Here is a 13185-nt window from a genome sequence, read left to right on the forward strand (position 1 = left end):
TACGAGGATATGGGGGCCCACTGACATCCGACGCCCCCGGAAAACGCAAAGACCCCTCACGCACCCGCCAGAGCCCACCTACCCTTGCTGCCTTCCGGCCCTGGGGGAGTTCAGCGAGATAGCGCCACGTGAGGGGCTGCACACAGCGTACCCGATCGGATCACCCACTTACGAGTTCGCGAGCACCCCTCCGAGTCTTGTAGTGTTCGTCGCGGAGGATTCGCCTAGTGGCCTAGGGCGCACGCTTGGAAAGCGTGTTGGGGGCAACCCCTCACGAGTTCGAATCTCGTATCCTCCGCACCCGCCCGCCAGGGCAGACGAAGGCCCCGACCGGTTCGCCGGTCGGGGCCTTCGTCGTTCCGTGGTTGCGGTTGGGTTGGTTGCAGTCGCCCGGATCGGGCCGCCGGAGGCTGCTGGTCGGGCCGCCAGCGGAGGCCGCCGACCTTGGCGGCCGTGTCCTTGAGGACGCGGGCGATCAGGTGCTGGTAGTGACGGCGCATGCGGGCGGACTGGCCGGGTTCCCCGCCCATGATCGCGTCCGCGACGGTGTCGGAGACTCCGAGGATCAGCAGGTTGGTGCCCGCGGTGTGACGGGCGTCATGCAGTCGGCCGTCCCGCAGACCGGCGGCCTCCGGCGGCCAAGGACTGCGTCGCCGGCATGCTCCATGTCTCCGTGCCTTCACCACCAAACTCCGCACCACCGCACCCCACGCCTGGGACCGGTACGCCCACGACACTCTCGACGCTGCCAACTGGGCGAAGCCGAAGCGGGAGTGAGATAGCGAGGACGACCCTCAGGGTCGGGCCGAGGGCCGGATGCTAGCCGTTGGGGTTGAGGGCGCCGTCGAATTCGAAGGCGGGGTTGGGGACGTCCTGGCCGGTCTTGTCGGTGATGGTGGCCAGGCCGATGAGTTTTGAGGGGCCGCCGGCGACGTAGGTGGAGTCGGCCTTGATCTGGAGTTCGAACTTGCCGGTCTGGACCTGATGGTGGGCGTCGTGGAAGGTGATCTTGCAGATCCAGTCGGCGCCGGAGCCGACGTCGGCGACTTTCGGGCCGCCGCGGTCGCATGTGGCGGAGGCGTCGATCCCGGCGACGGTGATGCCGGGGATGCCGAGGATGTGGGATTGCTGGACGTAGAGGTTGGCGAACGTGGGGGCCAGGGCCTGTTCGACGCGGGTCTTGGTGACATCGGGGCTTCCAGCGGCGGTCGTGGCGGCGATGGCTGCGGCGGCGACGGCGAGGCTGAGACCGAGCTTCACCAGGCGGGTGGGGTTCATGGGTCAGCCTCCGGTGATGTCGCGACGGCGCAGTGAGAAGTAGGCGAAGGCCAGGCACCCGATGGTCCACGCGGCGCTGACGGCCAGGCCGAAGGTCAGGGGGGCGTAGAAGGGGTGTGCGGTGAGCAGGCCGTGCCAGGAGTCCAGGCCGGTGGTCAGCAGGAACCTGCGGGTCAGGTCGATTCCGCCGATGGTGCCGAGCAGCCCCATGACCAGTCCCAGGACGACGGGGGCGGCGACCCCGGCGGAGGGGTTGCGGGTGACGACGGACAGCAGGATGGCCAGCGCCGTGAAGCCGATCAGGGGTGGCAGGGCGGTCGCCCAGCTGACGATGACCAGTTGCAGTGCGGCGCCGGGCGCGATGACCTGACCGCTCAGGCCGGTCAGGGGCTGGGTGCCGATGAGCAGCATGCCGGCGATGATGGTGGTGGTGGCGAGCACGATCACCACGGCGACGGTGAACAGGATCGCGGTGACGGTCTTGGCCCAGAAGATCTGGCTGCGGCTGACGGAGCGGGTCAGGATCGTCTTCCAGGTGCCGTGCTGGTCCTCGTTGGCGAAGATGTCTCCGGCGACCAGGGAGGCGAGCACAGGGAAGATCCACTGAGAGGCGAAGGCGAGCAGGAACAGCGGCATCGCGTAGCCGCTGGTGTGGATCTGCCGGCCGTAGATCGTGTCACTGGGGGTCGTCTGCTGGCCGTTGAAGATCAGTACGATCGCGATGGGCGCGAGGACGCAGGCCAGCAGGGTGTAGCGGCTTCGGGCCTGGGCGGCGAGTTTGGTGATCTCCCAGCGCAGGACGGTGGCGGTGCCGGGCCGCCGGGCCGGAGCCGATACGTCGGGGACCGCCGGCGGGACGCGGGACGCGGTCGTGGTGGGTGCGTTCACTGGTGCGCTCCGCTGGTGGCCGGGGTGTCGACGTCGACAGTGACTGCGTCGGGGGCGGGTTCGGTGAGCATGAAGAACAGCGCTTCCAGCGGGGTTTCGTCCAGGCTCAGGCCGCGCAGGGCTATGCCCGCGCCGATGATGTCGGCGAGAAGGGCGTCGATGCGGTCCTGCGGTCCGCGTACCGCGAGGGTGTTGTCGGTACGGGTGACGTCCAGGCCCCTGGCGCGGGTGAGTTCCTCCGCCGCGTCGGCGTCGGTGGTCGTGATGCGGTGCGCCTGGGCCGGTGCCTGTTCCCGCAGGGCGGTGATCGAGCCGTGGTAGACGACCGATCCGGTGCGCATGATGGTGACGTCGTCGCAGATGTGCTCGACCTCGCCCATGTCGTGGCTGCTGAGCAACACGGTCAGGCCGCTGGAGGCGAGGCGTTTGACCAGGGCACGCATATCGCGGATGCCTGCCGGGTCCAGGCCGTTGGCGGGTTCGTCCAGGACGAGCAGGCTGGGGTTGCGCAGCAGGGAGGCGGCGACGCCGAGGCGTTGGCGCATGCCGAAGGAGTAGCCGCTGACCTTGCTGCCCTGCCGTTCGGTGAGGTCCACGGCGTCGAGGACCTCGTCGACGCGGGCGGCTGTGGCTCCGCCGTCGAGACCGGCGAGGAGTTGCAGGTTCTTGCGGCCGGTCAGGCCGGGGTAGAACCTGGGGCTCTCGATGAACCCGGCTACTCCCTCCAGCACCCCGATGCCGTGTGACTGCCAGGAGCGGCCGAAGACTTCCAGGGTGCCGCTGTCGGGGCGCAGAAGCCCGAACAGCATGCGCAGGAACGTCGTCTTGCCGGCGCCGTTGGGGCCGAGGATTCCGTAGACCTCGCCCTGGGCGACTTGGATACTGATCCGGTCCAGGGCGGTCAGGGCCCCGTAGGTTTTGGTGAGGTCGGCGGCATCGACCGCCAGTACTTCGCTCATGCGCCGGACGCTAGAGATCACACATGAAAGCGCGATGAAGTCCGGTTGGGTTGGGGCCGGGGGGACGTATGGGGCGTGCGGTGGCGCCCGGATACATCGACCGTTTCCGGGGCTCAGCGAGCCCGCGCTCGGGGTCAGGTGGTCGCGATCGGCAGGAGCGCGGTGACTGTGCTGCCCGAGTCCGGATGGCGGCAGACCGGCGCGCGATGCCCGGCGCCGTGGTGGTGTGCTGTGCCGGAGTAGATGCGCAGTTCGCCGTGGTGCGCGCGCACGATGGTGTCGACCAGGGACAGGCCCAGCCCGGAGCCCGGTGAGGTGCGGGCCGCGTCTGCGCGGCTGAAGCGTTCGGTGGCCTGCGGCAGGAACCGTGGGTCCATGCCCGGGCCGTTGTCGTGCACCGTGAGCAGGGCCCAGGCGTGCTCCCCATACGTGATGACGGTGACGGATCCGGCGCCGTGGCGCAGGGCGTTGTCCAGGAGGTTGGTGAGGACCTGTCCCAACCGGACCGGATCCCCGCGTACGGTCAGCCCGGGCGCGGTGTCGGTGAGTATCGCTGCGTCCCGGTGGCAGGCGGAGGCGCGGTAGCGGTCGACGAGGCCGTCCACGAGCCGGCCGAGATCGATCACAGCCGCGTCGTGGTCCGCGACGGTCTGGACACCGACGCTGAGCAACGTATCCGCCAGCGCGATGAGTCCGGCGGTGTCCGAGGCCGCTGCCAGCAGCGCCTGCTGCATCTCCTGTGCGGTCCGTGGCCGGCGTAGCGCGAGCTCCAGCTCGGTGGACAGCAAGGTCAGCGGGGTGAGCAGTTCGTGGCTCGCGTCGTTGACGAACCGCCGTTCACGTTCCACCGCAGCTTCCAGCGCGGCGAGCATGTCGTTGAGAGTGCGTCCGAGGCGGGCGACCTCGTCGTGCGTGGTGTCCGCCACGGCCAGGCGCACTCCGGTGGCGCCATCGGCAATCCGGGCGGCCTCCACCCGGTAGCGCTCCACAGGCAGCAGCGCGGCGCGGGCCAGCCGATAACCGACCAGCGACGCAATGACGAGGGTGGCGAGGTCGGCCAGCGCCAGTTGGCCGATGAGTTCACGCAGCGCCTCGTCGCGCTGGTCCCGGCGCGCCGCGACCACCACCACGGCAGGCCGGCCGGCCGGCGGCCGGGTTCCCGCTGCCAGCGGCTCCGCGTACAGGCGCAGCGGCCTGGCACTGATCGGAAGCAGCGCGCCACGATCCCGTCGTTGGGGCCGTACGAGCGCCGAGGCCAGCTCCTGCGGGCGCAGTAGCGACGTGCCGGGCACGCCGGGACCGTGGGCCAGGACCCGGTTGCCGGTATCGAGGACCTGGAAGGAGGAGTGGACGGCCGCCGTGCCGACTGCCGTTTCGTGGAGCGGCGAGATGTTGCCGGCCACCTGCTGCGCCTGCTCGCTCAGGTCTTCGTTCAGGCGCAGGTCCAGCGCGTACTGCACGCGCAGGTACACGAACGCTCCAGCTGCGCTGAGCACCAGCAGGATCGTCACGGAGAAGCCCGCCACCAGCCGGATCCGCAGCGGGAGGCGGCCCCAGGAGGGCGGGAGGGGTGCCCGGCGGGACCGGAGCCACCGGCGATAGCGCGGTGCGGCCGTCGCGGTGGGCACGTCAGCCGCCGTCGGGCTGGAGGCGGTAGCCGGCGCCGCGCAGCGTCTCGATGGCGTGCCGTCCGAAGGGTTTGTCGACCTTGGCGCGCAGCGTGGCGATATAGACGTCGATGACGTTGGAGCGCAGGTCGGTCTCGCCGTCCCACACCTCGCTGAGGATCTCGTAGCGGGTGACGCAGCGGCCGGCCCGGCTGAGAAGCAAGGCCAGGACGTCGAATTCCCGGGCCGAGAGGACCACTTCTGTCGCGCCGCGGAAGACCCGGCGCCGGGCGGGGTCGAGGACCAGGTCGCCGGCGTGCAGACCGGCGGCGGTGGCGTCGGCCGCCCGACGGTGCAGCGCTCGCAGCCGGGCGAGCAGTTCATCGAAGGAGAACGGCTTCGGCAGGTAGTCGTCGGCTCCCGCGTCCAGGCCGGCGACGCGATCCGGCACGCCGCCGCGAGCGGTGAGCATCAGCACCGGCAGGGTGCGGCCCCGGCGGCGTATCGCCTGGCACACGGCGATGCCGTCCAGACCGGGCAGCATCACGTCCAGCACCACACTGTCGTAGTCGCCGCTCAGCGCCGCCTGCAGCCCGTCGGTGCCGGTGAGGCATACGTCGACGATGTGCCCGGCCTCGCGCAAACCGCGGGCGAGCAGGTCGGCCAGACGCCGTTCGTCTTCCACGACGAGAACGCGCACCGTTTTCCCCTCCCGTCCCGCACGACGGCATCCCGCGGGCGGACGGGACCCGCCGCAAGGCCATCCGTCGTGGCGCGTCATCCGCCCGACCCGGGTCGGCAGCCGACGAGCATTCTAATGAAGAGGCCGTGCCGGTTCGCACGTGCCGAGGCGCCGCGGCATGACGGGCTGGTAAAGGTCGGGAGCCGTCCGCGAGGAGTAGCCGCTCACATCCGCGATCAGGTTGATCGTGCCGCCCTTGTCGGCGAGGTAGATGTATCCGTCACGCCCTACGGGCACGGTGACGAGGTTCGCGACGGCCTGACCCGGGACGTAGCTGAGGCTTGAGGCGCCGGGCACCGCAGGGCCGCCGTCGCTGGGGTACGCCGTGACGAAACCGGCTCCCGCGACGGTGACGGCCGTCAGGTTCAGCACCACCGCGGTCACGCCGCTCGATGGCACCGGTCCGGCGCCCTCGACCCGCAGCTTCACGATCGAGTTCGGTACCACCGTGTGCTTGGCGGCACCGGTGCCGTTGCGCGTGTCCAGGAGCCGGGTCGGCGTCACCGTGGAGTACGCCGAGCCGAGCGTGTTCACCTCGAGGGAAGCGGTGGCCGGAACCACTCGGCGTGAATCCGCTCACAGTGCCCTGCCGTCGGCGATGCCGGCGACGACTCGAACCCCGATTACCGCCAACGCAGTTCGAGAAGCGCGTCCACCATCCGCACGGGCGACCTCATGACCGGGCTGCCCTGTTCAAGCATGCAGGGGCAGCTCACACCAGACGGCCTTGCCGCCGCCAGGGGTGCGACGCGAGCCCCAGGCCGAACCGATAGTCGCGATGACCGCGATACCGCGGCCGGAATCGTCGGTCGGCCCGGCGTGGTGGCGGCGTGGCAGGTGGTCGTCCCCGTCGGTCACCTCCACGATCAGGCGGCGATCGGTTCGGCGCAGCCGGAGCCTCATGGGTGGGGAGCCGTGCTGGAGGGCGTTCGCGACGAGCTCGCTCGCGGCCAGCACGCCGAGGTCAACCTGCTCGACCGGGAGGTGCCAGGAGGTCAGGACGCTCCGGGCGAAGGCTCGGGCGCTCGGGGCCGCCTCGAAGCCGCCGAGGAGCTCCAGCGCGGCGTTGTGGAAAAGCTGCGCATCCAACCCCGTGCGGGCGGGCTGCTGGAGGACCATCACAGCGACGTCGTCATCGTGATGCTCCTCCGCCCCCAGGGCACGCATCAGCAGGTCGCAGACGGCGGCCGGGGTGCCCTGAGCACGGGAGAGAGCGCGTTCCAGGGTGGCCACGCCTTCGTCGATGTCATTGCCCCGCCAACCGACCAGGCCGTCCGTGTAGAGGACGGCCGTGGAACCGGAGCCCAGCGCGATGGTGCCCGAGGAGTACAGCCAGCCGCCGGTCCCCAAGGGCGGACCGGCGGGTTCGAGGGCCCGGCGGACCGTGCCGCCCGCGTAGCGCACCAGGACGGGTAGGTGCCCGGCGGACGCGTAGACAAGCTGTTCCTCGTTCGGGTCATGGACCGCGTACACACAGGTGGCGATCTGTCCGGCGACGATCTCGGCGGCCAGTCCGTCGAGGAGCTGGAGGACCTCGTGCGGCGGCAGGTCCAGGCGGGCGTACGCCCGGACAGCGGCACGCAGCTGACCCATGGCCGCGGCCGCGTGGACTCCACCTCCCATCACGTCGCCGATGACGAAGGCCGTACGGCAGGCTCCCAAGGCGATGACGTCGTACCAGTCGCCACCGACTCTGGCTCCACTGCGGCCGGGCTGGTAGATGGCGGCGATGCGCAGGTCGTCGGACTGCTCGAGGTCCTGCGGAAGGAGAGAGCGCTGGAGAGTGACAGCGGTCGACCGCTGGTCACTCTCGACGAGCGCGAGCCGCTCACGCAGTTCCGCGACGATCTCGTCGGAGTGGGGATCGCGCCCCTCGGCCATCCTGCTTCGCTGCCCGTAGGAGTTGTTCAGGGTTGTCCGGAACAACCCCCGGTGGACGTCTCCCGCGATGTGAACCCGGGCGGAAGCATCGCGGTCCGAGGCGAGACCCAGTTCATCCGCGGCGTCCTGCACGGCCTCCTGTTCGCGATCCAGGGCATCGTCCGCCTGTGCCAGGATCTCGTCGATCTGATCAAGCGCACGATCACCACCCAGCCCTTCGTGAGCCACGAGGTCGGAGGGGGCGGCAGGAAGGACTTCGGCATCGCTGCCCGGCGGCCTTTGTCCGGCATCCAGCAGATACGCCTCCAGCGTCTGGACACGACGGGCAGCGAGATCGGCAATGCGGTGGGCTTCGTCACGTTGCCTGACAGCGCGTTCCAGTTGGACGCTGAGGCGCACCTCTTGGCCACGTGCACGTTCAAGCTGCGGACGAAATACCCGCGCCGGGTCACCCGAGGACACGCCGACGCCCGTGAGTGCGTCCACACGGCGCGACAACTCCGCGACTTTGGCCTGCGACTGGCCCAGTACGAGGAACAACATCGAAGCGATCCTGAGAGCCTGCTGACGCCCCTGCTCGCTCGCGTCGTATGCCTGGCGCGCCCGGACAAGGTCCCGATAGACCTGGATCGTGCGTTCCTTCTCCTCAATGAGTTCACGGGGCGAAACAACCGGGCGCCCGTCCGAATCGACGGAAGTCGGGGCCGTGTCGGCCTTATCCCAGAAGGCTCGCGCGGTGCGCACTCGTGCGAGTCCCTGCTCTCCCGACTCGTCCGGGAAGCACACATCCGCGATGGCCTCCACCAGATCCCAGCTCAGGCATTCACCTGACAACTGGATACGTAAGCGGCGGAGGTCCGGCACCGTCCTGCTCTCGAAATGTTCAAGGGTCAGGCGGCCTTGGACCTCGCGGACACTCAACCCGGCTTCATCGATCCACCCTCGCATCATGCGCACCAATGCGTTGGCTTCGACGCTGGCACCTTTGGGCGCCGACCAGGGACGTCCCGGGCGATTCTGTCCCTCTCCCACCGCTACCCCCACCGAATAGTTCCGCGACAACCCGCCGTTGTCGCCCGAACAACATCCAACCGGTCCTATCAGGCACGGCGCAGCCGGATCGTGTACTCACCCGAGCGGAAGCCCGCCGCGGGAACCGGGATCGGAGACTGCTCGTGCACCTCACTCACGCTGGACTACTTCTCGTCACTCTGCTGGTGATCAGCCTGTTGGCCATGGGAGCAGCCGGCGCGGCGGTGGCTCTCGCTCGTTGGGACGGACACACGGTGCCCGCCTCGATCTGTCGAGGGGGCATCGCCTTCGCGGGCACCATGACCCTCGGGGCGTCACTGGCCGGTCTCTTTTTGATGCTCAGGTGAGACCGGGAGCCGGATTCCCTTTGCCACCCGTCCACCAACGAAATCGCCCGTGAGATCGCAACGGGCCATGGGCGGGGAGAGGTGGTGAGGCCCCGGCCTCGTCGTCGCACGAACCGGTGCGGGGGCGCGGAGCCCGTGCAGCGGAGCGCCTGCGGGCTCGCGGGTGGGCGCCCGGTGGGATCTCAGCGGGCGCTGGGGCGACACTGAGACATTTCTAACCAGAGTTGTCGCACTCTTTGGCCATTCGATACTTAAAAGTGATCAGATTCGCCGTTTCGTCCGGGACACTGCAACGTCGAACCTCATACCCGCCGCAGCTTGCCCAACTGCATGCCGTCCACATGATTGTGCGCGAAGCGCGCCCCCAGAAGGAGCCCCTTGTGGTCAGCGCTTCGCGCGCACCGGTCCGTCGCCACCGCATCAGGCGGCGGGCGGACATGCCTCTGCTCGGTGGGATCCGGCCGCCGGTCGCCGCGCTGCTGGTGCTCCTGCTGTCGGTGGCGGCGGCCACCGCCCTGATCCTCGGCCGGACGGATTCCTCCAGCGTGTCCCGGGCGGTGCTGGCCTCGCAGCAGCACGTGGCCGAGGACGGGGCGACCGCGCTGCGCGCCTCGCTCGACGAATCCACCAGCGACCTGCAGCGCGCCGCCGCACTGGCGAACGCCGCCACGCCCGCCGCACCGGACGAGGTGCTCTCCACCCTCGGATCCGTCTACCAGAAGTGGCGCGGCACCGCGGTGGTGGACCCGTCCAGCGGGGCGCTGTTGGCCTCCCGGGGCGAGAACGTCCCCCTGGCCACCGTCGACGTCAAAGCGCTGCCCGCGGGGCTGCCGCCGCGTCTGGTCACCACCAAGTCCGGGGAGACCCGGCTGCTGGTCTTCGCGGTGCTCAGCCAGCCGGCCGGGAAGCGGCTGCTGATCGCCTCGGACACCTTGAGCGTGCCGAGCATCACCACCGGCGACGGCCGCTCGCTCATCGTCCTCGACGCGTCGGGCACCATCCTCGCGTCCAACGGACCGGACGCCCGGGGCAAGGCCGCCCGCCAGCTCTCCGTCGACGCCGCCCGCAGCGCCCATGGCAAGCGTCCCTCCGAGACCGCGGCCTCCGGCGGGTTCGACAGCCCCAGTGGGAGCCTGCTGGGGGAGACGGCCAACGGACGCCGCACCGTGGCGGGGTACGCCTCCATCACCTCCGGGATCGACGCCAACGGCAAGAGCGCACAGCAGAAGGCCGCCAGCTCCGGGCGGCTCGGCCTCAGCGTCCTCACCACGGTGCAGGTTCCGCAGGACGGGGCGGCGCGCGACCACCGGCTCTTCGCCGTCATCGCCGCCGGTGTGCTGCTGTTCCTGGCCGCCGCGGTCACCTGGGTGCTGTACGCCGTGCTGCAGCGACCGCTGCTGCGGCTGCACCTCGAAGCGCGCCGGCTCGCCCGCGGTGAGCTGTCCCGGCCGGTCGACGCGCCCCGGTTCGCCGAGTCCGCCCGGATCGGTGCCGCCCTGGAGTCGATGCGCCGCGAGCTGACCGGCGCGCCATCACATCCCGCCCCCAGGGCGCGCACGGGCAGGGGTCTGGGCGGGACCCGGACCGTCCTGATCGTGTGCGGCGTCGTACTGCTGTCCTGGGCCGCGCCGTTGCTCTTCCTGTTCAACCGGGCCGAGCAGGTGGCTGTGATTCCGCAGCAGCTCGTCACCGACCAGCGGCAGCGCACCGAGACCGCCGCGGACCGGGTCCGCGAAGGGCTCAACGAGGGGTACGCGGACGTCGCCGCCATCGCGACCGTGGTCGGGGACGGAGCCAGCGCCGAACAGGCGCACAGCGTCCTGGTGAGCACCCTGGCCGCGCACGCCCGCTACCGCTCCTTGTACGTGGTGGACCAGAACGGGGCGGTCGTGACGCAGGCCGGCGACTCCCCGCACACCCCGACGGGTCTGCGGACGAAGCACGGCGTGGGCCTCGTGGACGACACCCTCACCCAGCCGGTCATCGCCGCGCGGGCGCCGGTCGCGGGCAAGACGCGACGCACCGTCGTCGGGGAGTTCGACATCCCCTACCTGGGCGCCATCATGGACCGGCCCGGGCTGGGCAAGGTGTGGCTGGTCGACGCCGACGACCGCATCGTCGCCTCCAACCAAGGGTTCCGCGCCTTCCAGGGCCTGCACTCGGGCCGTCTGGAGAGCCTGGCGAAATCCGCCACCAGCAAGTCCTCCGGGGCGCTGTTGACCAACGGCCAGCACGCCCTGGCGGCCGCCGCGCCGCTCACCGGCGGGGGCGAGGCCAACGCTCTGAAGACCTGGCACGTGGTCTCCGAGCAGCCCGCCGGGTGGCTGGACCTGCCGGAGTACGTGGCCCAGCGGCGCACCATGCTGGCCGGAATGCTGGGGCTGGCGGCGGCGGCGACCTGTCTGGGCTGGCTGCACATCGTGATCGTCCGGCCCCTGCGGGCCCTGGCCGACAGCGCCGAAGCGCTCGCGGGCGGGGACCGCAAGACCGTGCTGTACCCCGCACACCATGACGAGGTCGGCTCTGTGGTCCGCAGCCTGGAGCTGATCCGGCAGCAACTCGTGGAGCGGCACCGGGGCCACACCGCCCCCCGCGTCCCCCGCCCGCGGACCGCCCACGCCGGCCGCAACGCGCGCAGACCGCACGCCTAGCGTCCGGCCGTACGCACGCCCGGCGTCCGCCCGTCCCGCACACCGACCTCACCGAGAAGACACCGAGACCCTGTGCTGTTCCTCTACTGCGTCCTGCTGATCTGCTGCACCGTGCTGCTCGTGGCCGGCGTCGTCGAGCAGCGGCGGCACTTCGTCAACCTCGACCAGATACCCACCCGGGTGCTGGTCAACGGCATCCGCGGCAAGTCCTCCATCACCCGCCTGTGCGCGGGCGCGCTGCGCGGCGGTGGCCTGGTGACCGTGGCCAAGACCACCGGTACCGCCGCCCGCTTCATCCACCCGGACGCGACCGAGGAGCCGGTCTACCGCAAGTTCGGGATCGCCAACGTGGTGGAGCAGATCGGCATCGTGCGCCGGGCCGCGAGCTACCGGCCGGACGCGCTGGTCATCGAGTGCATGGCCGTCATGCCCGCGCTCCAAGAGGTCAACCAGACCAAGCTGATCCGCTCGACGATCGGTGTGCTGTGCAACGTCCGTGAGGACCATCTCGCCGAGATGGGCCCGACCCTGGACGACGTGGCGCGCTCACTGTCGCGCTCCATGCCGGTCGGCGGGATCTGCGTCACCGCCGAACGCGACCGCTTCCCCATCCTCCAGGAGGAGGCCGCCGACCGGAACTGCGAGCTGATCCTCGTGGAGCCGGAGACCGTCAGCGACGCGGAGCTGCGCGGATTCTCGTGGTTCACGTTCAAGGAGAACGTCGCGATCGCCCTGAAGGTGGCCGAGCTGCTCGGCGTCGACCGGGACGTGGCCCTGCAGGGGATGTACGACGCACCGCCGGACCCGGGCGTGCTGTCGGTGGAGCGCTACACGACGCCGGACGGCAAGCGGCTGCGCTTCGCCAACGTCTTCGCCGCCAACGACCCCGAGTCGACGCTGATGAACGTGAACCAGCTGCTGTCACTGGGCGCGATCCACCGACCCCTGCACGTCGTGATCAACTGCCGTCCGGACCGCGTCGAGCGCAACGGCCAGATGGGATCGATCATCCCGCAGCTGGACCCCGACACCGTCTTCCTCATCGGCCACCCGACCAAGAGTGCCCGTGACGGCATCCCGGCCGGCTGGTCGGGGCGCGTCGTCGATCTCGGCGGCGACCGGCGCGACCCGGCGGCCCTCACCGGCGAACTGCTGGCCGAGCTCGGCCCGGACTCGTCCCTGGTCGCCATCGGCAACATCCACGGCCAGGGCGAGCTGCTGCTCGAACACCTGGCGGAACTTCCCGCGGACGCCCCGGCCACCCCGACGGCCGCGACGGACTCGTACGGCTACGGAGAGCACCAGTGATCCCCACCATCCTCACCCCCGAGATCGCCGCCATCGGCATCGCGCTGGGGCTCCTCTTCTCGCTGGTCTGCTACCTGACGACCAACCTCTCCCCGGGCGGCATGATCACCCCGGGCTGGCTCGCGCTGACCCTCATCGAAGACCTCCAGCGCGCCGCCATGGTCGTCGGCATCACGCTGCTGACCTACCTGTGCACCCGGCTCCTGCAGCGGAACGTGATCCTCTACGGAAAGCGGCTGTTCGCCGCGGTGGTCCTGACCGGCGTCGTGCTCCAGGCCGGCGTGTACCTGGTCATGCAGACGCAGTTCCCGTTGATGTACGCCAACCAGACGCTCGGCTTCATCGTGCCGGGCCTCATCGCCTATCAGCTGGAACGGCAGCCCAAGGGCGCCACCTTGCTGTCGGTGTCCACCGTCACCCTCGCCAACTACGTGGTGCTGATGTCCGGGCTGCTGCTCGGTCTGTTGCCCAGCGCGTGACCGTTCCCCGGAC

9 protein-coding genes, 1 tRNA gene, 1 other RNA gene and 2 pseudogenes are annotated in these 13185 nt (G+C 70.2%); 4 read left to right on the forward strand and 9 right to left on the reverse strand.

Annotated elements, in window-relative coordinates; translation table 11 throughout:
• Nucleotides 1–44 precede the first annotated feature (44 nt).
• Nucleotides 45–141: signal recognition particle sRNA small type (gene ffs, locus M2266_RS17300), an RNA gene on the reverse strand.
• 72 nt (nucleotides 142–213) lie between these two features.
• On the opposite strand from ffs, the gene M2266_RS17305 reads away from it, so the two are divergent.
• A tRNA-Ser gene (locus M2266_RS17305) sits at nucleotides 214–298 on the forward strand.
• A gap of 115 nt (nucleotides 299–413) precedes the next feature.
• Here the strand turns inward: M2266_RS17305 and M2266_RS17310 are convergent.
• The 8 genes and pseudogenes from M2266_RS17310 to M2266_RS17345 all read right to left on the reverse strand — a co-directional run.
• Nucleotides 414–632, reverse strand: a pseudogene (locus M2266_RS17310) (site-specific integrase); the annotation flags it as partial.
• Nucleotides 633–819: 187 nt separating this feature from the next.
• Complete coding sequence (locus tag M2266_RS17315) at nucleotides 820–1278, reverse strand: hypothetical protein (protein WP_277438999.1); 459 nt, start codon at nucleotides 1276–1278, stop codon at nucleotides 820–822.
• Between the two features lie 3 nt (nucleotides 1279–1281).
• A complete protein-coding gene (locus tag M2266_RS17320) occupies nucleotides 1282–2166 on the reverse strand; it encodes an ABC transporter permease (RefSeq protein WP_277439000.1) in 885 nt (294 codons plus the stop codon).
• Nucleotides 2163–3125 carry an ABC transporter ATP-binding protein gene (locus M2266_RS17325; protein WP_277439001.1) on the reverse strand — a complete coding sequence of 321 codons (963 nt, stop codon included), beginning with the start codon at nucleotides 3123–3125 and terminating at the stop codon, nucleotides 2163–2165. Before M2266_RS17325 ends, M2266_RS17320 begins: the two co-directional genes overlap by 4 nt.
• A gap of 134 nt (nucleotides 3126–3259) precedes the next feature.
• Nucleotides 3260–4753, reverse strand: coding sequence for a HAMP domain-containing sensor histidine kinase (locus M2266_RS17330; RefSeq protein ID WP_277439002.1), 1494 nt, complete (start codon nucleotides 4751–4753; stop codon nucleotides 3260–3262).
• 1 nt (nucleotide 4754) lies between these two features.
• On the reverse strand, nucleotides 4755–5432 hold the full coding sequence (locus M2266_RS17335; RefSeq protein WP_277439003.1) for a response regulator transcription factor: 678 nt from the start codon (nucleotides 5430–5432) through the stop codon (nucleotides 4755–4757).
• 114 nt (nucleotides 5433–5546) lie between these two features.
• Nucleotides 5547–6008: a hypothetical protein gene (locus M2266_RS17340; protein ID WP_277439004.1), complete on the reverse strand. Its 462-nt coding sequence runs from the start codon at nucleotides 6006–6008 to the stop codon at nucleotides 5547–5549.
• A 159-nt stretch (nucleotides 6009–6167) separates the two neighbouring features.
• A pseudogene (locus M2266_RS17345) lies at nucleotides 6168–7277 on the reverse strand (ATP-binding SpoIIE family protein phosphatase); the annotation flags it as partial.
• A 1894-nt stretch (nucleotides 7278–9171) separates the two neighbouring features.
• Between M2266_RS17345 and M2266_RS17350 the strand changes: the two are divergent.
• From M2266_RS17350 to M2266_RS17360, 3 genes are all read left to right on the forward strand, one after another.
• Nucleotides 9172–11385 carry a HAMP domain-containing protein gene (locus M2266_RS17350; RefSeq protein WP_277439005.1) on the forward strand — a complete coding sequence of 738 codons (2214 nt, stop codon included), beginning with the start codon at nucleotides 9172–9174 and terminating at the stop codon, nucleotides 11383–11385.
• A 72-nt stretch (nucleotides 11386–11457) separates the two neighbouring features.
• A complete protein-coding gene (pgsB, locus tag M2266_RS17355) occupies nucleotides 11458–12693 on the forward strand; it encodes a poly-gamma-glutamate synthase PgsB (protein WP_277439006.1) in 1236 nt (411 codons plus the stop codon).
• On the forward strand, nucleotides 12690–13172 hold the full coding sequence (locus tag M2266_RS17360) for a poly-gamma-glutamate biosynthesis protein PgsC/CapC (RefSeq protein ID WP_138352320.1): 483 nt from the start codon (nucleotides 12690–12692) through the stop codon (nucleotides 13170–13172). Before pgsB ends, M2266_RS17360 begins: the two co-directional genes overlap by 4 nt.
• Nucleotides 13173–13185: the final 13 nt, after the last annotated feature.

Origin of the sequence: Streptomyces sp. SPB162 (assembly GCF_029504575.1) — a bacterium.
Lineage (GTDB): Bacteria > Actinomycetota > Actinomycetes > Streptomycetales > Streptomycetaceae > Actinacidiphila.

What these genes read in the sequence shown, in the direction of transcription:
- M2266_RS17315 (WP_277438999.1), bottom strand. Translation starts at nt 1,278, where the DNA reads ATGAACCCCACCCGCCTGGTGAAGCTCGGTCTCAGCCTCGCCGTCGCC.
- M2266_RS17325 (WP_277439001.1), bottom strand. Translation starts at nt 3,125, where the DNA reads ATGAGCGAAGTACTGGCGGTCGATGCCGCCGACCTCACCAAAACCTAC.
- M2266_RS17350 (WP_277439005.1), top strand. Translation starts at nt 9,172, where the DNA reads ATGCCTCTGCTCGGTGGGATCCGGCCGCCGGTCGCCGCGCTGCTGGTG.